Here is a 21,873-nt window from a genome sequence, read left to right on the forward strand (position 1 = left end):
GCAATGCGGCAGCCATGCATCGGGTTCCCCTTGCTACAACTTCTCGTCCCATTCGAAGCTGCATCTAGCGCATACGCCAAAAAAGGGGAATCACTTTGTTCCCGATCCTATTTCATTTCGCGGCGCGAACCTACGTAGCGGTTGAAGGCCTCCGAGCGCGCTCCCGCCAGGAATTCCGACGCCGGCCCGGTCTCGGCGATCGTCCCCCCGTCGACGAACACCATCGTGCGGCACAGCCGTTCGGCATCGCGCGGATCGTGCGTCGCCATCAGAACGGTCATGCCCTGCTCGGCGTGAAGCTGCGCGATGAGGTCGAGCATCTCGTCCCGCAAGGCCGGTCCGAGCGAGGCGAAGGGCTCGTCGAGCAGCAGGACCGGCCGATGGCGGATCAGCACCCGGGCCAGCGCCACCCGCTGGCGCTCGCCGCCCGAAAGCGCCTGCGGCAGCCGGTCTTCCTTTCCCGAAAGCCCGGTCCGCGCGAGCGCGTCGCGCACCGCCTGCCGGTCGGCCTCGCCGAGGTGCAGCCTCACCGAGCGCCCGAGGCCGACATTCTCGGCCACGCTCAGATGCGCGAAGAGATTGTTCTCCTGAAACACCATCGACACGGGCCGCCGGTGCGGCGCAAGTCCGCCGACATCCTCCCCGCCGATCAGCAGCCGGCCGGAGGAAGGGCTTTCAAACCCCGCGATCAGGCTGAGCAGGGTGGACTTCCCCGAGCCGCTCGGCCCCATCACGGCAACCATGTCCGACGCCTCGACGGAAAGATCGAAGCGGATCGGCGCGCCGCCGGGATAGGCGAAGCGCAGATCCTCGAGGATGATCGGAGCGCCCTGCGGGCTTGCGGTGCGGTTCATCGGGTCTCCCTGCCGAGACGATCGGCGGCGAACATGAGTGCCAGGCACAGGAGCCCGAGGAAAAGGGCGATACCCGCGGCATCGGCGGTACGGTAGCTGCCCATGCGCTGCAGGAGAAGGTAGGGCAGGGTCTGCACCTGGTCGCTGCCGAACAGGGCGATCACGCCGAGATCGCCGAGCGACAGCGCCGTCGCGAAGGCCAGCGCCGTCGCCGCCGGACGCCGCAGGGCCGGCCAATCCACCAGCCGCAGGCGCGTCCAGCCGGAAATGCCGAGCGACAGGCAGAGACGCTCATGGCGCGCGCTCGCCGCGTCATAGGTGGGGCGGATGGCGCGAATGGCGAAGGGCATCGCCATCACCGCATTGACGGTGACGACCATGACCGGCGCGAAGGCGAGAACATCCCCGACATGGCGCAGCAGGATGAACCAGCCCGCACCGATCACCAGCGGAGGGACGATCAGCACCAGCGCCGCGCCGCTGTCCGTGGCGCGTTCGAGCAGGCCGGCCGGCAGGGCGCCGCGCCGCATCTCCAGCGCCCGCCTTGCGGCGACCAGCATCAGCGAGAGCGCCAGGCACAGCACGGCGGAAAGCCCGGCGAAGACGAGGCTCGTAATCGTGGCCGCGTGCACCGCCCCTTCGCCGGCCAGCCGAGTGAGATCGGCCTGAAGCCCAGCCAGCACGGTTGCCGCCATCGGCCCGGCGACGAACAGCAACGCGAGCGTGATAAGCACCGTGTTCAACACCGCTTCCCGCCGCCTGTGCCAGACGAAGCGGCGCGGCGCGACCGGCAGGCTGGCGTCGCCGCTGAGCGACGCGCCGAGCCGCGTCAGCGCCAGGACCACCCCGCCCGCCAGCGCGACCTGCACCAGCGTCAGCGCCAGCGCGCGGGCGGGATCGAAGTCGAAGCGCAGAGCCTGATAGATCGCCACCTCCAGCGTCGTGGCGCGCGGCCCACCACCCAAAAGCAGCACGATGGTGAAGGAGGTGACGCAGAGCATGAACACCAGCCCCGCTATGCCCGGCAGGGCCGACCGCATGGCGGGCCATTCGAGAAATCGGAACGAAGCGCGCGCGCCCATGCCGAGTTGCGCGGCCAGCCGCCACTGGTCGGCGGGAACGCTCTCGAGCGCATTGAGGAAAAGGCGCGTCGCCAGCGGCAGGTTGAAGAAGACATGGGCAACCAGAATGCCCGACAGGCCGTAGATGCCCGGCCAGCGCTCACCCGTCAGCGCTGAGAGAGAGGGCGCGAAGAACCCCGCCCGGCCGTACAACGCCAGCACCCCCAGCGCGGCGACGATGGCCGGCAGGGCCAGCGGCACGGCGAACAGGCGCAGGATGAAGGCACGGCCCGGAAACACGGGATGCCGGGCCAGCGCGCGCGCCAGCAGGATCGCCGGCCCGACCGACAGCAGCGCCGACAGCAGCGCCTGCCAGAGCGTGAAGCGTGCGATGCGCAGGAGATAGGCGTCGAAGGCATCGAGCGCGCCGCCGCTCTGGCGAAGCGCTTCCAGCGCAAGTCCGGCGAAAGCGCCGCCGACCAGAAGGGCGACGGCGGCCAGCGCCGCGCGGCCCAGGGCGACGCGGCGGTCGGCGGACGGGTTTGCGAAACGGCTCAGCGGCTCATCACCGACAGCCATTCATCCACCCAGGCCTTGCGGTGCTCGGCGACCTCCTCAGAGGAGAACTCGAGCGTCTTCGCCGGCGTCACCAGCGTGTCGAACACCGGATTGAGCGGTTCGGAAACCGCGCCGGCCGGGAACATCCAGTTCGTTTCGGGAATGGCATCCTGAAAGCCGGGACCGGTCATAAAGGCCAGGAACTTGCCGGCCAGCGGGTTCTCGGCGCCCTTCACCGTCTGCGCGGCGACTTCCACCTGCAGGTAATGTCCTTCCTCGAAGGCGGCGGCCTTGTAACGCTCCGTGTCCTCGGCGATCTGGTGATAGGCCGGCGAGGTGGTGTAGGAGAGCACCATCGGCACCTCACCGCTGGTGAACAGCCCGTAGGCCTCGCTCCAGCCCGGCGTGACGGTCAGCACCTTGTCCTGCAGCTTGCCCCAGGCTTCGGCGGCACCATCGCCATAGACCGACTTCACCCACAACAGGAGGCCGAGCCCCGGCGTCGAGGTGCGCGGGTCCTGGATGGCGATCTTGAGGTCGCTCGTGTCCTCCACCAGCGCCTTCAGGCTGGCCGGCGGGGTCGCCAGGGCCTCCGTATCGTAGACGAAGGCGAAATAGCCGTAGTCGTAGGGAACGAAAATGTCGTTCTCGAAGCCTCCGGGCACCGAGATGCTGGCGAGATCGACGCCATGCGGGGCAAAGAGCCCGGTCTCGCGCGCTTCGTGAAGCAGGTTGTTGTCCAGTCCGAGCACGATGTCGGCCTTTGTGGACGTGCCTTCGAGCTTGAGGCGGCTGAGCAGCGCCACGCCGTCGGCCACCGAGACGAACTCCAGGTCGCAGGCACATTCGGCCTCGAAGGTCTTCTCGACCACCGGCCCCGGTCCCCAGTCGGACGTGAAGCTGTCATAGGTGTAGACGGTGAGCTTCTCCTGGGCCGCCGCAGGCGCGGCCATGGCGGCGAGTCCGAGGATCATGGTCGAAAGCGGGGTCGTCAAGCGCATCTGCGCCTCCTCTCGTCATCAGTGGGAATGAGGCGCTGCTTCGAAAGCGTCTAATCCCTCCGCCGGTGCAAACCGGATCAGGTTCAGCGGGTTGGCCGGTTCATCCCCAAGCCTCTCAGCCGGCAATCTGCCGGCACCCCGTTAGAGCGACCGGGAAAATAGGGCGGCGGATGCGGAGGCGCAAGGGGGTGCGCGCCGCCTTGCCCTGAGGGGACGAAAACCATCATCGGCGTTGGCGCTTCCGCGCCACCATGATAAGGGCCTCGCCCATGAGCCGATTTACACTTCTCCTGGGCGGCGACCTGGTGCGCACGCCGTCGCTCGACGCCCTGATTTCGGGGACCCGCGTCATCGCGGCCGATTCCGGCATGCGGCACGCCGCCACGCTGGACATCGTTCCCGAACTCTGGGTCGGCGACTTCGATTCCGTGCCGCAGGACATGATCGACGCCTATCCCCATGTGCCGCGCCGGGTGTTTCCGCCGGAGAAGGACAAGACCGATGGCGAACTGGCGATCGCCGCAGCACTCGAGGCCGGCGCCACAGGCCTGACGCTGGCGGGCGCCTTCGGCGGCGAGCGACCCGACCACATGTTCCTGCACCTGACCCAGGCGCTCCAGCTCAGCGAGCGCGGCATCGACGCCCGCCTGACCAGCGGCGCGCAGGAGGGCCTGCCGCTTGCCCTCGGCCGGCGGCACCTGTTCGACTATCCCCAGGACATGCTGTTTTCCATCCTCGCCTTCTCGCCGCTTTCGGGCCTGACCGTCGAGGGCGCGAAGTGGCCGCTCGACGCCGTCGAGGTGGCGTTCGGCTCGTCCCTGACCCTGTCCAACGCCGTCGATGGTCGTCTTGCCGTCACCCTGGAAAAGGGCCGCGCCCTGCTGGTCGCGCATCTTCTCGACGACGGAGCGCACTGAGCCATGGCCCCTCCCCTGTTAAAGCTGGAAGGCATCCGCCTCACCTTCGGCGGCACGCCGCTGCTCGACGGCGCATCGCTGATGGTCGGCCCCGGCGAACGCCTGGCGCTGGTCGGCCGCAACGGATCCGGCAAGTCGACGCTGCTGAAGATCGCTGCCGGCCTGGTCGATCCGCAGGACGGCGAAATGTTCCGCCAGCCCACGGCCACCGTCCGCTACCTGGCGCAATCGCCGGACTGGCAGGGTTTTCCGACCGTCCGGGCCTATGTGGAGGGCGGGCTGGGACCGGCCGACGACATCAACCGCGTGGCGCTGGTGATCGACCGGCTGGGGCTGACCGGCGAGGAAGACCCGGCGACCCTGTCCGGCGGCGAGGCGCGCCGCGCCGCGCTTGCCCGCGTCCTCGCCCCGGAACCCGACCTCCTGCTGCTCGACGAGCCGACCAACCATCTGGACCTCGCCACCATCGAATGGCTGGAAGACGAGTTGCAGCGCACCTCTTCGGCGCTGGTCACCATCTCGCACGACCGGCGCTTCCTGGAAAAGGTCAGCCGTGCGACGGTCTGGCTCGACCGCGGCGTGACGCGCCGGCTCGACAGGGGTTTCGCCTATTTCGAGGACTGGCGCGACACCGTGCTGGAGGAAGAGGAGCGCGAGCAGCACAAGCTCGGAAGGCAGATCGCCCGCGAGGAACACTGGCTGCGCTACGGCGTGACCGCCCGGCGCAAGCGCAATGTCCGCCGGCTCGGCGAACTGCATACCCTGCGCGAGCGCCACCGCACGCATGTGCGCGCCGAGGGCCTGGCGACGATGACTGCCAGCGACGCGGCGGAATCCGGCAAGCTCGTGATCGAGGCGAAGGGTCTCCAGAAGGCCTATGGCGACACGGCCGTTGTCAGGGATTTCTCCATCCGCGTCCAGCGCGGCGACCGGATCGGCCTCGTCGGGCCGAACGGAGCCGGCAAGACAACGCTCGTCAATCTCCTGACCGGCATGCTTGCGCCGGATGCGGGCACGCTCCGGCATGGCGCCAATCTCGAGATCGCCATGCTCGACCAGAAGCGCGCGCTCGATCCGCAGGAGACGCTGGCACATTTCCTGACTGACGGTCGCGGCGACAGCGTCGTGGTCAACGGCCAGGAGCGGCATGTCGTTTCCTACATGAAGGATTTCCTGTTCAAGCCCGAGCAGGCACGCACGCCGATCCGCGAGCTTTCCGGCGGCGAAAAGGCGCGGCTTGTCCTCGCCCGGCTTCTGTCGCGCCCGGCCAATCTCCTGGTCCTCGACGAACCGACCAACGACCTCGACATGGAAACGCTCGACCTGTTGCAGGAGCTGGTCGAAGGCTTTCCGGGAACCGTCCTGCTGGTCAGCCACGACCGCGACTTCCTCGACCGCACGGTGACCAGCACGCTGGCCCCCGCCGGCGATGGCCGCTGGATCGAGTATGCCGGCGGCTATTCCGACATGATGGCACAGCGCAGGGGCGAGGAACTGGAGCGACGCAAGCTGCGCGCGGCCGCCGAAGCCCCGAGAACGAAACCGGCATCCGCCGAAGCGCCGAAACCCGTTTCCAAAAAGCTCTCCTACAAGCAGAAATTCGCGCTCGAGACACTGCCGCAGAAGATCGAGCAACTGGGTGCGGAAATCGGCGGGCTGGAGGCGAAACTCTCCGACCCGGCGCTCTACGCCCGCGACGCAAAGGCCTTCGAGCGCTTCACCCGGGAACTCGACGAGAAGCGCGGCGCGCGCGACCGTTTCGAGGAAGAATGGCTGGAGCTGGAGATGCTGCGCGAGGAAATCGAGGGCGCGTGAGCCTCCGACTGGGCAGCACTCCGGATCCCTGTTAAACCTTCAGGCAGCCCTTCACGCAACGGACGCGCGCTCCGCATGAAAGTTGCCTTTGCCCAGTGGCCATGGATCCTGCTGCTCCTCTGCCTCATACCGTTTCACGCCGCGACGGCGAACGACGATCATGCGGCGCTCTATCGCGCCGTGACCATCGTCACCGGCACGGTGGAGCCGGAGCGAAGCCGCGGCTTTGCCGCGTGCCTTCGCGAGGTGCTGATGAAAATTTCGGGTGATCCCGCCCTCGCCGATGCACCGGGCGTCGATGCGCTTGCCGACCGCGTGGGAGATTTCGTCGCCGCATTCGGCTATCGCGACCGGATGGCCAGCATCCCGGTGCATGACGAGCAGGGCACGCGCGAGCGACCGCATTTCCTGACCGTCGAATTCTCCCAGCCGAAGATCGACGCCGCCCTCCGCTCTCTCGGCGCAAAACCCTGGCTCGATCGCCCTCTCCTCACACTCAACGTAACGATCGACAATGGCGCGCGCCGGTTTCCCCTGCTGCGCGACGGCGCCTTCGGGCGCGACCAGCGGGCATCGCTTCTGGAAACCGCCGAACGCTACGGCTTGCCGATATTCTTCCCGCTAGCGCAAGGCCGGTCCGCAAAAGAGCCGGTTCTGACCGGCACGCTGATCTGGCAAGCCGACCGGCTGGAATGGTCGGCCGAATGGTCGCTCGGGCCTGCGGGCGACGCTGTCGAATGGGCCTTCGCCGCGCCCTCCTTCGACGGCGTGTTTCGTCAGGCTCTCGGGCGGGCCATGACCCGTCTCGCGGCCGGGAGCCGGCCGTAGAACCGTTCACCGGATGCTAACGCGGCGCGGCGACACTACCCGGTGACAGCAGCGGATATCGCCCATGCAACAGGAATTCCTCATTGCCGCCCGTCCCGACCTGCAAAAGGCGCGGACCGAATGGTTGAAGGCCCTTGGCGGCGAACGGCGGCTCTCGGTCCTGACCGTCGAGGCCTATGAGCGCGACACGCGGCAGTTCCTCCAGTTCCTTACCGGCCATTGCGGCGGACCGCCCGGTCTTGCCGATGTCGCCGAACTCAGGCCCGCCGACCTGCGTGCGTTCCTCGCCTCGCGCCGCGCCGCGGGCGCCGGGGCGCGCACGCTCGGGCGGGGACTTGCCGGCATACGCTCGTTCCTGCGCTTTCTCGAGCGGCGCGGGCTGGTCAACGCGGCGGCGGCCTCCGCGCTGAGGGCGCCGCGCGTGCCGCGCAGCCTGCCCAAGCCCCTGACCGCCGCCGATGCCCGCAAGGTGGTCTCCGCGCCGGCTCAGCTTGCCGAGGAGCCATGGATCGCCGCGCGCAATGCCGCCGTCCTGACGCTGCTCTACGGATCTGGACTGCGCATCGCGGAGGCGCTGGCCCTGACGGGCGGCGACGTTCCCGCCGGAGAACAGCCGACCCTGCGCATTACCGGCAAGGGCGGCAAGACGCGGCTGACGCCGGTGCTGCCAGTGGCCAGTCAGGCGATTGCCGAGTACCGCCGGCTTTGCCCCTATCATCTCGCCGCCGACACGCCGCTTTTTCGGGGCGCCCGGGGCGGCGCCCTTCAGCCGGCGATCATTCAGCGCGAGATGAAGCGCATGCGCTCGGCGCTGAACCTGCCGGACACGGCGACGCCGCACGCCCTGCGCCACTCCTTCGCCACGCATCTTCTGGCGCGCGGCGGCGACCTGCGCGCCATCCAGGAACTGCTCGGCCATGCGAGCGTCTCGACGACGCAGGTCTACACCGCCGTCGACACGGCTCGGCTGATGGAGATCTACGATGCAGCACATCCCCGGGCCTGACCCGTTCCCGAAACGCCTTCAATTCATCGGATGGGATTAACCGTTTGCCGTCATTTCCCCGATAGGCTGATGTCATGAAGATCAAGGTCTCGACATTCGAACGGAACACGGATCTGGCGCTGCTGGTTGTCGCGGCTCTGCCGATGCTCCTCCTTATGGCCCTGCTTGCCGGCCTGCTGGCCGCAACCCCGGTTGCCGCCAGGGACATCGCCTGCACGGGTCAGAGCCTGCTGACTGAGCTGGCTGCGGAAAACCCGGACCTGCTGCGGGAAGTGCGCCGCAAGGCGGCCGAGACCCCTAACGGCAAGGGCCTGCTCTGGCGGGTGGAGAAGGACGGCGTCGCGCCTTCCTATCTGTTCGGCACAATGCATATGAGCGACCCGCGCATCGTCGACCTGCCCGACGCGGCGCAGGTCGCGTTCGATGCGGCCGAGCGTGTCGTCATCGAGACGACGGACATCCTCGACCAGAAGGCCATGGCGGCGGCGATGTTCCAGCGGCCCGACCTGACCATGTTCACCGGCGACGAGACCCTCGCCGACCATCTTTCACAGGACGACCGGACGGTGGTCGAGAACGCGCTTGCCGAACGCGGCGTCCCGTTTGCCAGCGTCAGGAAGATGAAGCCCTGGATGCTGATCGCGCTGGTCGCCCTGCCCGCCTGCGAGGTGGCGCGCAAGGATGCCGGCCTGTCTGTCCTCGACGTCAAGCTCGCGCAGGAAGCCCAGGCCAACGGCAAGGAACTGCTGGGGCTTGAAAGCGCCGTCGAGCAATTGTCGGCCATGGCCTCGCTGCCCATGGAGATGCATGCCCGCGGGCTCGTCGAGACGCTCGCCCTCGGCGATCGGCTCGACGACGTGATGGAAACAATGGTCGCGCTGTATCTGGAAGGCGAGACCGGCATGTTCTGGCCGCTCATCCGGGCGGCGTTTCCCGACCAGGATGCCGGCGAAGCCGACTATGCGGCCTTCGACCAAGCCATGGTCAGGGCGCGCAACGGCGTGATGGCCGAGCGGGCCATGCCCATTCTCGAACGCGGAAACGCCTTCATCGCGGTGGGCGCACTGCACCTACCGGGCGCGGAAGGATTGGTCGAGCGCCTGCGCAGGGCCGGGTACTCCGTCGAAAGCGCCGGCTAATATTTTTATCGGAACCAGCCGCTGCGTCGCGCGTTGTTTTGCCTATCTCCGGTTTCGCAGAGAGTGCGGGAGCAAGGGCATGCAGGACGATTATGATCCGGCCGGCGGCAGGCGGAACCTTTCGAGCGGAACGCGCGGTTTTGTTTACGGCGCGCTGGCGGCCGCCGCCTTCATTCTGCTGACGATGGCCATTCTCAAGACCGGATTTTTCACGCCTTCGGACACCGCCGAACCCATCGCCCTGCAGTCCGGCCCGTCCGTCCCCCAGTCCGAATAGCGAAGATCAGATACGCGGCGACGTCGCAGCGCGCGGCTTCCGGTACGGGACATGCCTTCAGATCGCGTGCGTCTGCAGGCCGGGATGCGCCCTGGTCAGGGCTGCCCGCAATTTCTCCAGCGCGCGCGTCTCGATCTGCCGCACCCGCTCCTTGGAGATGCCGAGTGCCGAACCCAGCGACTCCAGCGTGGCGCCCTCCTCGCTCAGGCGGCGTTCACGGATGATCTGCAATTCCCGGCGGTCCAGCACGTCCAGGGCGTCGTTCAGCCAGGTCGAGCGCCGTTCCGCATCGATCATGTGCTCGACCACCTCGTCGATCGGCTCGTCATCTGATGCGATGAATTCCACCCGGTCGGCCGATCCATCCCCTTCCTCGCGCATCGGCGCGTTGAGCGACGTGTCCGGGCCGGAAAGGCGCGCGTCCATCAGGGCCACGTCCGCCGCGGACACGCCCAGTATCTTCGCCGCCTCCTGGTGAAGTTCGGCAGCCGAAATCATGCTCTTCTGCAGCTTGGCGCGCAGGCGGCGGAAGTTGAAGAACAGCGCCTTCTGCGCCGAACTCGTCCCGCCGCGCACGATCGACCAGTTGCGCAGCACGTAATCCTGCATGGATGCGCGGATCCACCAGGTGGCATAGGTGGAGAAACGCACGCCGCGCTCCGGATCGAAACGCGCCGCGGCCTCCAGAAGGCCGATATGCCCCTCCTGGATCAGGTCGCCGACCGGAAGGCCGAAATTGCGGAAGCGTGACGCCATCGCGATCACAAGCCGCATGTGGGAGATCGTGATCTGGTGGAGCGCGTTCTGGTCCTGTCGGCGATGCCAGCGCTCGGCGAGCGCCTGCTCGTCCTCAAGCGCCAGATAGGGCGCCTTCATGGCCGTCTGGATGAGTTTGCGTTCCGCCCGGTCTTGCATGGTGCACTCCCTTGTCAGCCTGCCCTCCCGCCTGCTGCGGGTCGGCGCTTCGGAGTCCCACCGGTGCGTCGCTCACTGCGACACACCAGGTGAAAGATGCCGCCAGGTACGAAGGCATCACCTAATGTAACGAGTGGAAATCAGAAAAAGTTCCAGAAACCTGGGGCCGGACGCCGGAGATCGGTGCGCCGGCAACAAAAAACCCGGCTGCCTGGCAACCGGGTCCTTTGAATGACGAAACCTGAGCGGGGCGCTTACGCCGCCTCTTCCTTCTCGGCTTCCTCGTTATCGGCCTTGCCGCGGCGCGGGCCCTTGTTGAGGTTGACCTCGATCAGACGCACGGCCTCGGTCTCCGACATGCGGTTGACCGCAGCGATCTCGCGCGCCATGCGGTCGAGCGCCGCTTCATAGAGCTGGCGCTCGGAATAGGACTGTTCGGGCTGGTTGTCGGCGCGGTAGAGATCGCGCACCACCTCCGAAATGGAAATCAGATCCCCGGAATTGATCTTCGCGTCATATTCCTGGGCGCGACGCGACCACATGGTGCGCTTCACGCGCGCGCGGCCCTGAACCACCTTCAGCGCGCGATCCACATAGTCGGTTTCGGAAAGCTTGCGCATGCCGATAGACGTGGCCTTGGCGACCGGCACCTTCAGCCGCATCTTGTCCTTCTGAAAGTCGATGACGAACAATTCCAGCTTGTGTCCGGCAACTTCCTGGTCCTCGATCGTGACGATCTGTCCGACTCCATGAGCCGGATACACGATGAATTCGCCGGTCTTGAAGCCATGGCGCTGCGCCGATTTCTTCTGCTGGGTTGTCATCCGCCTAACACTCCTGTTTTTAATGGGGCATGCTGGCCGCCCGTAGAGCGATTCCACATGCCCAACCCGCCTGCCGGTCCGTGAGGCACAAGGTAGGGGACACTCATGAAAGACCTGGATCGCGCCTGCACCAAGGACGCGTCACCCAAACCAAAACAGCCTGGCCCAGTTTACCTGGTCCGGACTTGGAGCCCCGCCCTTTCAGTGATTAGTTCGTGTGCGCGCCATATAAAGACGTGTTGTCACCGGCATGATTTAGAGACGCTATCATAAAAAGCCGAAAGAATCAACAATTTGCCGCATGCGCGAAGATGTCGCGGCAAGAATTTGCGCAACTTGGCTTCGTTCCAGGTCCCGCCGACAGGCGAAACGGGGGTCAATCGCCGGTACCGGGCTCCGGCGAAAAATACAGCTCGAGCTTGTTCTCGATCCCGTCGAATTCCTTGGCGTCGGCCGGCGGTTCCTTCTTGGCCGTGATGTTCGGCCATTTCTCCGCGTAGTCGGCATTCAGCTTGAGCCACTGGTCCAGCCCAGGCTCGGTGTCGGGCTTGATCGCCTCGGCAGGACATTCCGGTTCGCAAACGCCGCAATCGATGCACTCGTCGGGATGGATGACGAGCATGTTGTCGCCTTCATAGAAGCAGTCCACCGGGCAGACTTCTATACAATCCATATACTTGCACTTGATGCAATTGTCGGTGACGATATAGGTCATAGGCGCTCTCGGCTGACAGCATTCACGGATGTCGTGGGGTGAGGTAGACCCTTTGCAGGGTCGTTGCAAGGCCCGTTATTGCGCCGCAATCGTCGCAGGCGAAATGCAATTCCATCCCTTCGAACCGGTTTTTCGCGCACACTTCCAGCGCCTGCCACGCCCACCGGTCTACGGCTCCTCGCGCCACCGGTCGAGCGCCCGCCGCTGCTTCTTCGTCGGACGGCCCGCACCGGGGTCGCGCCGTAGCGCGGGCGTCTGGTCCGCCGGTGCTTCGGCGACCGGCGGCGTGAGATCTTCGTAGAGGAGACGCGCCTCTTCCGCCGGTCCACGCCGGTTGCCGGGCGCCAGCACACGATAGACCAGAATGCGCCGATCGAGCGTGATGGTCAGCACGTCGCCCGCCTTCACCGGATGGGCGGCCTGCTCGATCTTGTTGCGGTTGACCCGCACACGGCCACCCTGGGCGAGCTTGGCTGCCAGCGAACGCGACTTGACGACACGCGCGAAGAACAGCCACTTGTCGATGCGCTGACGTTCTCCGACCGTCTCGCCGCCCATGAGACCCGCTACTTCTTCAACTGTTCCTTGAGCGCCGCGAGCTTGGCGAAAGGCGAATTCGGATCGATCCTGGCCGGCCGTTCCTCCCGCTGGCGCTGCGGCGCGCCATTGCGCTTGAAGCCGCCATGCTTGTCGCCGCCCTGCTTGCCGCCATCATCCCCGCGTCCCTTGCCGCGTGGCTTGCCGCGATGCGGCGCACCGCCTTCGCCGCCGGCACGACCCGGACGGCCATGCCGTTCCTGGCCGGAACCCTTGCCGGCAGGGCGCGGCCCCTGACGCTTGCGCCCCTCGAAACGGTTCTGGCGCCAGATAAGAACCGGCTTCGGTTCTTCAGCAGCATCGTCCTGCGCAGCCGTTGCCGGCTCCGCATCGACTGCCACGGGGGCCTGCTCCACCGTTTCCGCCGCAGCGGGCTGTTCGGCGGCTTGGCTCTCGACCGGTTGCGCGACGGGCTCGGCGGGAGCCGTCTCTTCGGTCCCGCTCTCCTGCACATCCTGAGATGTCTGGCTCCCGTCAGCTTCCGCCTCGGCAGCAGGGGCCTCCGCCGGCGCACTCTCTTCCGGCGCCTTCGTGCCGGCCGTGTCCCGCACTGCCGCAGCTTCGTCGAGCGCCTTCAGATGCGCCGCAACGTCCTCGGCCGGCTTCGGCTCGCTGCGATAACCCAGCCCCTTCAGAACGGCTTCCATGTCCTCGGCGGTCGCCCCGAGGATCGACATCATCGCCGGCGTGACAACGAAGGCCGAACCGTCATAGGCGCCGTCCGGCCGCGTTCCATTACCCGGCTTCCAGCCCAGCGCCGGGCGGATCAGGTCGGCGAGCCGCTCCAGGATATCGACGCGCACGGCGCGGCGGCCGAGATTGCGGTAACCGGCAAGACCGTAGAACGCCTTCTCGAAGGAAACATCCGTGACGATGGAGGTACGGCCGGCGGCGAGCGCCGTCACCACATCGCCGAAGCCCGGCTTGTCCTTCGCGTCGTTCTTGAGCGCCCACAGCAGCGTGATGAGGCCGGCGGGCGCCGGCTTGATCAGGGCCGGCACGAAGATGTGGTAAGCGCCGAAACGAACCCCGAGCCGGCGCAGCGCAGCCCGCGCATCCTGATCGAGCGCCCGCACGTCATCGGAGACGTTGCGCCGGTTGAGCAGGCCGAAATTCTCGGCAAGCTGGAAGGCCACGCCCTTCGCCATGCCCGAAAGGGCCTCGGAATCGCGCAGGTCCACCAGCGGTTTCAGGAGCTGCTCGATCTGGAAGTTCACGAAGCGCTCGGCGCGCGCCGCGACCTTGTCGCGCGACGGGCCGGTGAGCTGTTCGTCCGCCAGAAGCACGACCCGCGGCTTCAATGTTTCCTCGCCCGCCACGAGCGTGGCCACGGGCTGGCCCAGCCAGCGCAGGAAGCCATCGGAATCCAGCGCCAGATCGCCATTGCCGGAAGCGGCGAAACGCTCCGCGCGCGCCTCGAATTCGAGCGCCAGCGCTTTCTGCGCAGCCGCTTTCACCGCGCGCGCATCCTCGCCTTCCGCACTGCGGTCGGCGGTAAAACGAAAACCCTGCATTTCACCCACGTGATGACCTTCGACAAGGACCTCGCCGACGGGGCTGACTTCTGCTTCCGGCATTGCATTCTCTCTCAGACGCTTCATGAGCACGGAAGTCCTGCGGTCCACGAAGCGTTTCGTCAATCGCTCATGCAACGCATCGGACAGGCTGTCCTCAATCTCGCGTGTTTTTTCTTGCCAGTGTGACGGATCGGCCAACCATCCGGGCCGGTGTGAAACAAATGTCCAGGTGCGAATCTGGGCGATGCGGTGCGACAGTGTATCGATATCGCCCTCGGTGGAAGAGGCCCGCCGCACCTGATCTGCCATGTAGTCCTCGTCCACATGGCCGCGCCGCGCCAGATCGCCGAACACCGCGCCGACCAGCTCGGCATGCTGCGCCGGGGCGATCTTGCGATAGTCCGGCAGCGCGCAGGCATCCCACAGAACGGCCACCCGCTCGCGCCCCTTGGCAAGGGCGCGGACATCCTCGTCCTTCGACAGGAGCTCGAGCACCCTTGCGTCGGCGGCGGGAAGCGCCCGCGTCAGCCCCTCGACCGGCGGCGTCACGTCGAGCGACGCCTTCAGCGCCTCGATGCTGGACAGGTCGAACACGGCGGAACGCCATTGCAGCACCTTGGCGGCATCGAACTGGTGGCTCTCGATGCGCTGCACCAGCTCGTCGGAGAAGGGATCCACCTGGCCGGTGACGCCGAAGGTCCCGTCCCGCAGGTGACGGCCCGCACGACCGGCGATCTGGCCGAGTTCGGCCGGATTGAGATCGCGATACTGGAACCCGTCGAACTTGCGGTTCTGCGCAAAGGCCACGTGATCGACGTCGAGATTGAGACCCATGCCGATGGCGTCCGTCGCCACCAGATAGTCGACGTCTCCCGACTGGTAGAGCGCCACCTGGGCGTTTCTCGTGCGCGGCGAAAGCGCGCCCAGCACGACGGCGACCCCGCCGCGCTGACGGCGGATCAGCTCGCCGATCGCGTAGACCTCGTCCGAGGAGAAGGCGACGATCGCCGAGCGCCGCGGCAGGCGTGTGATCTTGCGCGACCCGGCATAGGTGAGCACCGACATGCGCGGCCGGGTGATGACCGAGAGGCCCGGCAGGAGCCGTTCCAGAATGCCGCGCATCGTGCCGGCGCCGAGCAGCAGTGTTTCCTGCCGCCCGCGCAGATGCAGGATCCGGTCGGTGAAGATGTGGCCACGTTCGAGATCGGCCGCGAGCTGCACCTCGTCGATGGCGACGAAGGCGGCGTCCGTCTCGCGCGGCATCGCCTCCACCGTGCAGACCGAATAGCGCGCGCCGGGCGGGCTGATCTTCTCCTCGCCGGTGATCAGCGCGACATTCTGCTCGCCAACCTTTGCCGCCACGCGCCCATAGACCTCGCGCGCCAGGAGGCGCAGCGGCAGGCCGATCACACCGCTTTGATGCGCCACCATGCGCTCGATGGCCAGATGCGTCTTGCCGGTATTCGTCGGGCCGAGGATCGCGGTGACGTCACGGCCGGACAGCACCGGCGATTTGTTGGTCAGGTTCTGGAAATTCATGGAGCCCGGGAAGCCGTTCTTCCTCAGCATCGAAAGGCGAACCACCCGGTTACCACGCTTTGCATGCATATTCCAAGATCGGAGTTTGCGAGGCGCATCGCAGCCGCCGCGCCTCGTCCCCGCAGGAGGTCGTCCAGTGCCTTCCGTTAATGGTTGGAACGAGTCTGGAACGAATCGGCGACGAATCACTTACATGCGGGTATTCCCTGTTTGTTCACCACCACATGCGGTGCCTGACCATCGCCTAGCACCGATATGCTGAATCGCGGCAGCGGCGCCCGCAGCCCAAACGCGCCTGCCGCGTTAACCTTTGGCCGCCGGCTCAAGGGTCACGCCGCACACCCGGCCGCAAGAGCAGGATTTCATTAAGAAAACTGTCTCAACGGTTAACGCTTCGCGGAGAGCGGCTCCGCTCCCGCTTAACACTTCGATCAAAGGCGGAACGAATCGGCGACGAATCAGAGATGGGCGGATATTCCCGTTCTGTTCACCGCTAGATGTGGTGGTTTCCACAGCCCATCAACAGACAGGGCACAGCTTGTCCACAAGTGCGCCCGGCGCCGCTGCGCGTCCGGTTAACCATTGTGTTTCAGATTGATACAGGCTCGTCCGACCGGGGCCGCCATGGCTGCTTGCACAGGCGGCCCGGTCCTCCTGCTGGAGCATCGGACCGAAAAGTGGAATCCGGTTTTCGGTCCGATGTTCAGTCAACGATTGAGATCGTCCGTTGTGCGTCCCGAAGAACGCACGACGATCTAGACGATGTACTGGCCGCCATTGACGGTCATCGTCGAGCCGGTTGCGAAGCCGGCATCGTCCGCCGCCAGGAACAGCACCGAGCGGGCGATCTCCGAGGCTTCGCCCAGCCGCCCCACGGGGATCTGCGCCACGATCTTTTCCCGGACGGTTTCCGGCACGGCCATCACCATGTCCGTCGCGATATAGCCGGGGCAGATCACGTTGACGGTGACCCCGAAACGCGCGCCCTCCTGGGCAAGCGCCTTCGTGAAGCCGATTTCGCCCGCCTTGGCGGCCGAATAATTGGCCTGTCCCATCTGGCCCTTCTGGCCGTTGATCGACGAGATGCTGATGATGCGCCCGAACTTGCGCTCGCGCATGCCCGCGAACACCTGATGCGTCATGTTGAACACACCGTTGAGATTGACGTTGATGACGGCCTGCCAGTCTTCCAGCGTCATCTTGTGAAACATCACGTCGCGCGTGATGCCGGCATTGTTCACCAGCACATCGACGGGGCCGAGATCCGCTTCCACCGCCGCCACGCCCTTGGCGCATTGATCGTAGTCGGCGACAGACCATTTGTAGGACTTGATGCCGGTTTCCGCGCTGAAGCGCGCTGCCGCCTCGTCATTGCCCGCATAGTTGGCCGCCACCTGGTAGCCCGCTTCCTTCAACGTCGTCGCAATGGCCGCGCCAATGCCGCGCGTACCGCCGGTAACAAGTGCCGTTCTCATGCAGATCGCCTCCCTGGAATGATTGCTCCCCGCCGCTTCGCTCTATTATGGCTGAACGATTCTCGGCCGGCGCGCGGGTCGGTCCGCGCGCCGTCATTCAAGCCTACATCGCCTCGATGCACATGGCGACGCCCATTCCGCCGCCGATGCACAGGGTCGCCAGCCCCTTCTTGGCGCCGCGCCGGCGCATTTCGAACGCCAGCGTGTTGAGAATGCGCGTGCCGGACGCGCCGATCGGATGTCCGATGGCGATGGCGCCGCCGTTGACGTTCACCACGTCCGGGTTCCAGCCCATATCCTTGTTGACGGCGCAGGCCTGCGCGGCGAACGCCTCGTTGGCCTCGACGAGGTCCAGATCCTCGGCCTTCCAGCCGGCCTTCTCCAGCGCCTTGCGCGATGCCGGGATCGGCCCCGTCCCCATCACCGCGGGATCGACGCCGGCGGTTGCCCAGGAGGCGATCCGTGCGAGCGGCGTCAGGCCGCGGCGCGCGGCCTCGCTTTCGCGCATCAGCACGACCGCCCCGGCGCCGTCATTGATGCCCGACGCGTTGGCGGCGGTCACCGTGCCTTCCTTGTCGAAGGCCGGGCGCAGTTTCTGCATGCTTTCAAGCGTCGCGCCGTGGCGGATATACTCGTCGTCCGCGACCACGGTCTCGCCCTTGCGGGTCTTCACCGTGAAGGGGACGATCTCGTCCTTGAAGCGTCCCGCCTTCTGCGCGGCCTCTGCCTTGTTCTGCGAGGCGAGCGCGAATTCGTCCTGCTGGTCGCGGGTGATCTGGAACTGGCGCGCCACGTTCTCGGCGGTGATGCCCATGTGGTAGCCATTGAAGGCGTCCCACAATCCGTCGCGGATCATCGTGTCGATCATCGCGTAGTCGCCCATCTTCACGCCGTTGCGCAGATGCGCGCAATGCGGCGACAGCGACATGGATTCCTGCCCGCCGGCGACGACGATCCTGGCGTCGCCCGTGGCGATCTGCTGCATGCCGACGGCGATGGTGCGCAGGCCCGAGCCGCACACCTGGTTCAGCACCCATGCCGTGGTCTCCTTCGGCAGGCCGGCGGCGATAGAGGCCTGCCGCGCCGGGTTCTGCCCCTGGCCGGCGGTCAGCACCTGGCCGAGGATAACCTCGTCGACCTCCTCCGCCGCCACGCCGGCGCGCTCCAGCGCCCCGCGGATGACAGCCGCGCCGAGCTCATGCGCCGGCACTGCCGCAAATGAGCCGTTGAACGAGCCGACCGGCGTGCGGGCGGCGCTGGCGATGACGATGGCTTCGGCAGAAGACATGGAGAACTCCCTTGATGAACGCGCGAACGTGCTTTGCCCGGCCTGGGCGGCGGGCAGGTCTTCACCGCATTAGTTGCGGCTTCCTCGGTACAAGTCAAACGTTGTGTGCAGTGCGGCATCGATTGGCGCCGGCAAAGCACCGACCGGCGCCTTCGCGATTGCACAAAGCGCTTTCATTCCTTCGAATTTTGCGCATATCCTGATGGCCGGCAGATGTAAGGGGCGCAGATCCGCGCGTTCCGGCAGCTGGCGTTTTCCGCTCGTTCTTGGGATGCGGGAGGCGTTCAGGCCCAAAACTCAGGCGTTGCGCCCGCGAAGACCATCCGGTTTTCGGAGGCGTGCACCACAGGAAACCGTGCCACCGGGAGGTCACTAATGCCAGCCAAGGACGATCCGATCGTCATCAAGAAATACGCCAACCGCCGCCTCTACAACACCGGCACGAGCACCTATGTGACGCTCGAGGACCTTTCCGAGATGGTCAAGCGCGACGAGGATTTCGTCGTCCAGGACGCCAAGAGCGGTGAGGACATCACCCACTCGGTGCTCACCCAGATCATCTTCGAGCTGGAGAACGACCGCAACGGCCAGAACATGCTGCCGATCTCGTTTCTGCGGCAGCTGATCTCCTTCTATGGCGACCAGATGCAGATGGTCGTGCCGAGTTTCCTCGAACAGTCGATGATCGCCTTCTCGAAGGAGCAGGAGCGGCTGCGCGAGCAGCTCGACAAGGCCTTCGGCTCGTCTTCGATGGACATGATGGGCATGTCCGCGCCGATGAAGATGGTCGAGGAGCAGACCCGCAGGAACATCGAGATGTTCCAGAACGCCATGCGGATGTTCTCGCCCGTTCCGCCGCAGGCGAACTCGGGCACCACCCGCACCGCCGAAACCGAGGCGGAAGGCGGACGCAATGACGATTTGAGGGAGTTACGCGACCAGATCGCCGCCATGCAGCGCAAGATCGATTCCATGGGCGGCCAGTAAGGCCCCGCCCCGGCTCGATGCCAGTAAACCCGATGCCAATAAAAAAGACCGGTCAATGACCGGTCTTTTTTGTATTCAGCGTGTCGAAGAGACTTATGCGTCCTTCGGCTCCAGAACCTGGCGGCCGCGATACATGCCCGTCTTCAGGTCGACATGGTGCGGACGACGCAGTTCGCCCGAGTTCTTGTCCTCGACATAGGTCGGCGCCTTGATGGCGTCGGCCGAGCGTCGCATGCCGCGCTTGGAAGGCGACGTTTTCCTTTTTGGTACAGCCATTGTCCTGCTCCGCTAATCGGTCAAAGGCCGTTGCGGCCCCATAATCCAGGGCCCAGCATTTCGGCCGGGAATTGGAAGTCGGCGTGCCTATACACGGCAAATCGGCTCTTGGCCAGTGGGGGCCGGCTTTTTTTCGCGCCGCTGCGGCCGGTCACGGCTCGAGGCAGCCGACATAGCCGCCGGCCTTGAGCGCCCTGCGTTCGATGTTGGCCGCCAGGCGGTTCAGCCCCCGCGAGGGCTTGGCCGGATTGCGCTCCAGCGGATTGGGCAGGGCGACCGCGAGCAGCGCCGCCTGGCGGCGCGTCAATTCGCTGGCCGGCCGGCCGAAATAGTGTCGCGCGGCCGCCTCGGCCCCGTAGATGTTCGGGCCCCATTCGGCGATGTTGAGATAGATCTCCATCACCCGCCGCTTGGACAGAACCGTGTCGAGAAACAGCGCCAGCGGCAGTTCCATTGCCTTGCGGACGAAGGAGCGCCCCTGCCAGAGGAACAGGTTCTTCGCCGTCTGCATCGGGATTGTGGAGGCTCCGCGGGCGGCCTCCCCGGACAGGGCGTCGTTGATCACCGTGTTCAGTGCCGCCCAGTCGATCCCCGAATGGGCGCAGAACTGGCCATCCTCCGACATCATCACTGAATGCTGGATCAGCGGCCCCATCGCGTCGAGCGATGTCCAGCGGCGATCATAGCCCGTCAGGGTTGCCAGGTCCTTCACCATCAGCGTGGATATCGGGTGAACCGCCGGCACGGTATAAAGAAGGGTCAATCCGAACGGCAGCATCGCCAGCAGGATCAGGATCGCCAGGGCGCGCCTCAGCAAGCGCGGAAAACCGCGCCGGAGGACCTTGCCTCGACCGCCTGGACGCCCTCTCTTCACCGCCTGTCGCCTTTCAGAATCCGGAAACGGCCCGCTCACGCCGTTCCCCGCATGTGACCGATCGCCTCGAAATGAGCCTTTCGCATAGAGCATCGGACCGAAAAGTGGAAACCAGTTTTCGGTTGCTCCGATGCTCCACAAATAATCTAGATCGTCCTTTGTGCGTCCGGAAGGACGCACGGCGATCTAATGCATCGGACCGAAAAGTGGAAACCGGTTTTCGGTTGCTCCGATGCTCCATCAATAATCTAAATCGTCCTTTGTACGTCCGAAAGGACGCACGGCGCTCCAACCTCCGTCGGCCCGGCGTGCAATGGCGAAGCATATCGGACTTGACCCGAACCCGCTTTGCCTTCATCCGTCCGCCCATGGAAGAGAAGATGATCCCCCCCTTCGAAGTCAAGCTCGCCGTCGGCGCCGAGATGGTCGAGGCAGAACTGCGGCGTCTGCTCGATGCGCGCGCCCTGGAAGGCGAGATCGCCCGCCCCGCCCGCCTGCTCGAGGCGATGCGCCACGGCGTGCTCAACGGCGGCAAGCGTCTGAGGCCCTTCCTCATCCTTGAAACCGCGCGTCTTTTCGATGCCGGCGGAACAGCGGCGTTGCGCGTCGCCGCGGCGCTCGAATGTGTTCATTGCTATTCGCTGGTCCACGACGACCTGCCGGCCATGGACGACGACGACCTGCGCCGGGGGCAGCCGACCGTGCATCGCGCCTTCGACGAGGCGACCGCGATCCTGGCCGGCGACAGCCTGCTGACCTATGCGTTCGACATCGTCAGCGCGCCGGAGACGGCATTGCCGGCGGAAGCCCGGCTGGCACTCGTCACCGGCCTGGCGCGTGCCGCCGGCATCGGCGGCATGGCCGGCGGTCAGGCGCTCGACCTCGCCGCCGAGGGCACCCAACTCGCCGAGGAAGACATTCTGCGCCTGCAGGCGATGAAGACTGGCGCGCTGATCCGCTACGCCTGCGAGGCGGGCGCCATCATCGGCGATGCCGGCGGCGCCGACCGCGAAAGGCTGGGCGAATTCGGCGCGGCGATCGGCCTGGCATTCCAGCTTGCCGACGATCTCCTGGACCTCACCGCCAGCAGCGAGGCGATGGGCAAGGCGACGGGCAAGGATGCCGCAGCCGGCAAGGCGACGCTGGCAAGCCTGCACGGCGTCGACTGGACCCGGCTTCAGCTGCGCGGCCTGGTGGCCCAGGCGGAAGACATTCTCGCGCCGTTCGGCGAAGCGGCCGAGGGGTTGCGCCAGGCCGCCCGCTTCGTCGCGGAACGCCAGAACTAAAGCGCTTTGCAGTCAGGTGGCATCACCTGAGGTCCGTATAAACGCGGAGAAACAAAGAGATAGCCCCATTCAACGCTTCAGTGAAACGTCGAATGGGTCTAGATCCCATGCGTCCTTTCGGACG

At 66.0% G+C, this 21,873-nt stretch carries 20 protein-coding genes and 1 riboswitch; of the genes, 8 read left to right on the top strand and 12 right to left on the bottom strand.

What is annotated here, in order from left to right:
- Positions 1-107: 107 nt before the first annotated feature.
- Genes thiQ through thiB form a run of 3 tightly spaced genes read right to left on the bottom strand, consistent with a single transcriptional unit; the run spans position 108 to position 3,474 of the window.
- A complete protein-coding gene (thiQ, locus tag NA2_RS10820) occupies positions 108-854 on the bottom strand; it encodes a thiamine ABC transporter ATP-binding protein (protein ID WP_008596842.1) in 747 nt (248 codons plus the stop codon).
- Complete coding sequence (gene thiP, locus NA2_RS10825; RefSeq protein WP_008596844.1) at positions 851-2,494, bottom strand: thiamine/thiamine pyrophosphate ABC transporter permease; 1,644 nt, start codon at positions 2,492-2,494, stop codon at positions 851-853. Before thiP ends, thiQ begins: the two co-directional genes overlap by 4 nt.
- The gene (thiB, locus tag NA2_RS10830) at positions 2,470-3,474 is read right to left on the bottom strand and encodes a thiamine ABC transporter substrate binding subunit (protein WP_008596845.1); all 1,005 of its coding nucleotides are present in this window, start codon (positions 3,472-3,474) and stop codon (positions 2,470-2,472) included. The genes thiP and thiB overlap by 25 nt, the downstream gene beginning before the upstream one ends.
- A 37-nt stretch (positions 3,475-3,511) precedes the next feature.
- Positions 3,512-3,625, bottom strand: a riboswitch (TPP riboswitch).
- Positions 3,626-3,743: 118 nt separating this feature from the next.
- Between thiB and NA2_RS10835 the strand changes: the two genes are divergently transcribed.
- The 6 genes from NA2_RS10835 to NA2_RS10860 all read left to right on the top strand — a co-directional run bounded on the left by NA2_RS10835 (position 3,744) and on the right by NA2_RS10860 (position 9,456).
- Entirely contained in the window at positions 3,744-4,391 is a 648-nt protein-coding gene (locus NA2_RS10835; protein WP_008596848.1) for a thiamine diphosphokinase, read from the top strand.
- Between the two features lie 3 nt (positions 4,392-4,394).
- Positions 4,395-6,206 carry an ABC-F family ATP-binding cassette domain-containing protein gene (locus NA2_RS10840; protein WP_008596851.1) on the top strand — a complete coding sequence of 604 codons (1,812 nt, stop codon included), beginning with the start codon at positions 4,395-4,397 and terminating at the stop codon, positions 6,204-6,206.
- 75 nt (positions 6,207-6,281) lie between these two features.
- Positions 6,282-7,034, top strand: a complete 753-nt coding sequence (locus tag NA2_RS10845; RefSeq protein ID WP_008596853.1) for a DUF2066 domain-containing protein — start codon at positions 6,282-6,284, stop codon at positions 7,032-7,034.
- Positions 7,035-7,098: 64 nt separating this feature from the next.
- Positions 7,099-8,040, top strand: coding sequence for a tyrosine recombinase XerC (locus tag NA2_RS10850; RefSeq protein WP_008596855.1), 942 nt, complete (start codon positions 7,099-7,101; stop codon positions 8,038-8,040).
- A gap of 74 nt (positions 8,041-8,114) precedes the next feature.
- The gene (locus NA2_RS10855) at positions 8,115-9,179 is read left to right on the top strand and encodes a TraB/GumN family protein (RefSeq protein ID WP_008596856.1); all 1,065 of its coding nucleotides are present in this window, start codon (positions 8,115-8,117) and stop codon (positions 9,177-9,179) included.
- 79 nt (positions 9,180-9,258) lie between these two features.
- Positions 9,259-9,456, top strand: a complete 198-nt coding sequence (locus tag NA2_RS10860) for a hypothetical protein (RefSeq protein WP_008596857.1) — start codon at positions 9,259-9,261, stop codon at positions 9,454-9,456.
- Positions 9,457-9,513: 57 nt separating this feature from the next.
- Here NA2_RS10860 and NA2_RS10865 read toward each other — a convergent pair whose 3' ends face one another.
- From NA2_RS10865 to NA2_RS10895, 7 genes are all read right to left on the bottom strand, one after another.
- Entirely contained in the window at positions 9,514-10,371 is an 858-nt protein-coding gene (locus tag NA2_RS10865) for an RNA polymerase factor sigma-32 (RefSeq protein WP_008596858.1), read from the bottom strand.
- Between the two features lie 254 nt (positions 10,372-10,625).
- Positions 10,626-11,195 (bottom strand): CarD family transcriptional regulator, encoded by a 570-nt coding sequence (locus NA2_RS10870; RefSeq protein ID WP_008596859.1) that lies wholly within the window; start codon positions 11,193-11,195, stop codon positions 10,626-10,628.
- A 376-nt stretch (positions 11,196-11,571) separates the two neighbouring features.
- The gene (gene fdxA, locus NA2_RS10875; protein WP_008596860.1) at positions 11,572-11,910 is read right to left on the bottom strand and encodes a ferredoxin FdxA; all 339 of its coding nucleotides are present in this window, start codon (positions 11,908-11,910) and stop codon (positions 11,572-11,574) included.
- 168 nt (positions 11,911-12,078) lie between these two features.
- A complete protein-coding gene (locus NA2_RS10880; RefSeq protein WP_008596861.1) occupies positions 12,079-12,468 on the bottom strand; it encodes an RNA-binding S4 domain-containing protein in 390 nt (129 codons plus the stop codon).
- Positions 12,469-12,476: 8 nt separating this feature from the next.
- Entirely contained in the window at positions 12,477-15,563 is a 3,087-nt protein-coding gene (locus NA2_RS10885; protein ID WP_008596862.1) for a helicase-related protein, read from the bottom strand.
- Positions 15,564-16,318: 755 nt separating this feature from the next.
- Complete coding sequence (gene phbB, locus NA2_RS10890; RefSeq protein ID WP_008596863.1) at positions 16,319-17,038, bottom strand: acetoacetyl-CoA reductase; 720 nt, start codon at positions 17,036-17,038, stop codon at positions 16,319-16,321.
- Between the two features lie 103 nt (positions 17,039-17,141).
- Positions 17,142-18,326, bottom strand: a complete 1,185-nt coding sequence (locus NA2_RS10895; RefSeq protein WP_008596864.1) for an acetyl-CoA C-acetyltransferase — start codon at positions 18,324-18,326, stop codon at positions 17,142-17,144.
- 375 nt (positions 18,327-18,701) lie between these two features.
- On the opposite strand from NA2_RS10895, the gene phaR reads away from it, so the two are divergent.
- Complete coding sequence (gene phaR, locus NA2_RS10900; RefSeq protein WP_008596865.1) at positions 18,702-19,313, top strand: polyhydroxyalkanoate synthesis repressor PhaR; 612 nt, start codon at positions 18,702-18,704, stop codon at positions 19,311-19,313.
- A 93-nt stretch (positions 19,314-19,406) separates the two neighbouring features.
- Here phaR and rpmF read toward each other — a convergent pair whose 3' ends face one another.
- Both rpmF and mtgA read right to left on the bottom strand, forming a co-directional pair.
- Positions 19,407-19,589 (bottom strand): 50S ribosomal protein L32, encoded by a 183-nt coding sequence (gene rpmF, locus NA2_RS10905; protein ID WP_008596866.1) that lies wholly within the window; start codon positions 19,587-19,589, stop codon positions 19,407-19,409.
- A 151-nt stretch (positions 19,590-19,740) separates the two neighbouring features.
- The gene (mtgA, locus tag NA2_RS10910) at positions 19,741-20,406 is read right to left on the bottom strand and encodes a monofunctional biosynthetic peptidoglycan transglycosylase (RefSeq protein WP_008596867.1); all 666 of its coding nucleotides are present in this window, start codon (positions 20,404-20,406) and stop codon (positions 19,741-19,743) included.
- A 437-nt stretch (positions 20,407-20,843) separates the two neighbouring features.
- Here mtgA and NA2_RS10915 point away from each other — a divergent pair, with 437 nt between their 5' ends.
- Complete coding sequence (locus tag NA2_RS10915; RefSeq protein ID WP_051011619.1) at positions 20,844-21,749, top strand: polyprenyl synthetase family protein; 906 nt, start codon at positions 20,844-20,846, stop codon at positions 21,747-21,749.
- Positions 21,750-21,873 lie beyond the last annotated feature (124 nt).

This window comes from Nitratireductor pacificus pht-3B (genome assembly GCF_000300335.1).
GTDB classification, from domain to species: domain Bacteria; phylum Pseudomonadota; class Alphaproteobacteria; order Rhizobiales; family Rhizobiaceae; genus Nitratireductor; species Nitratireductor pacificus.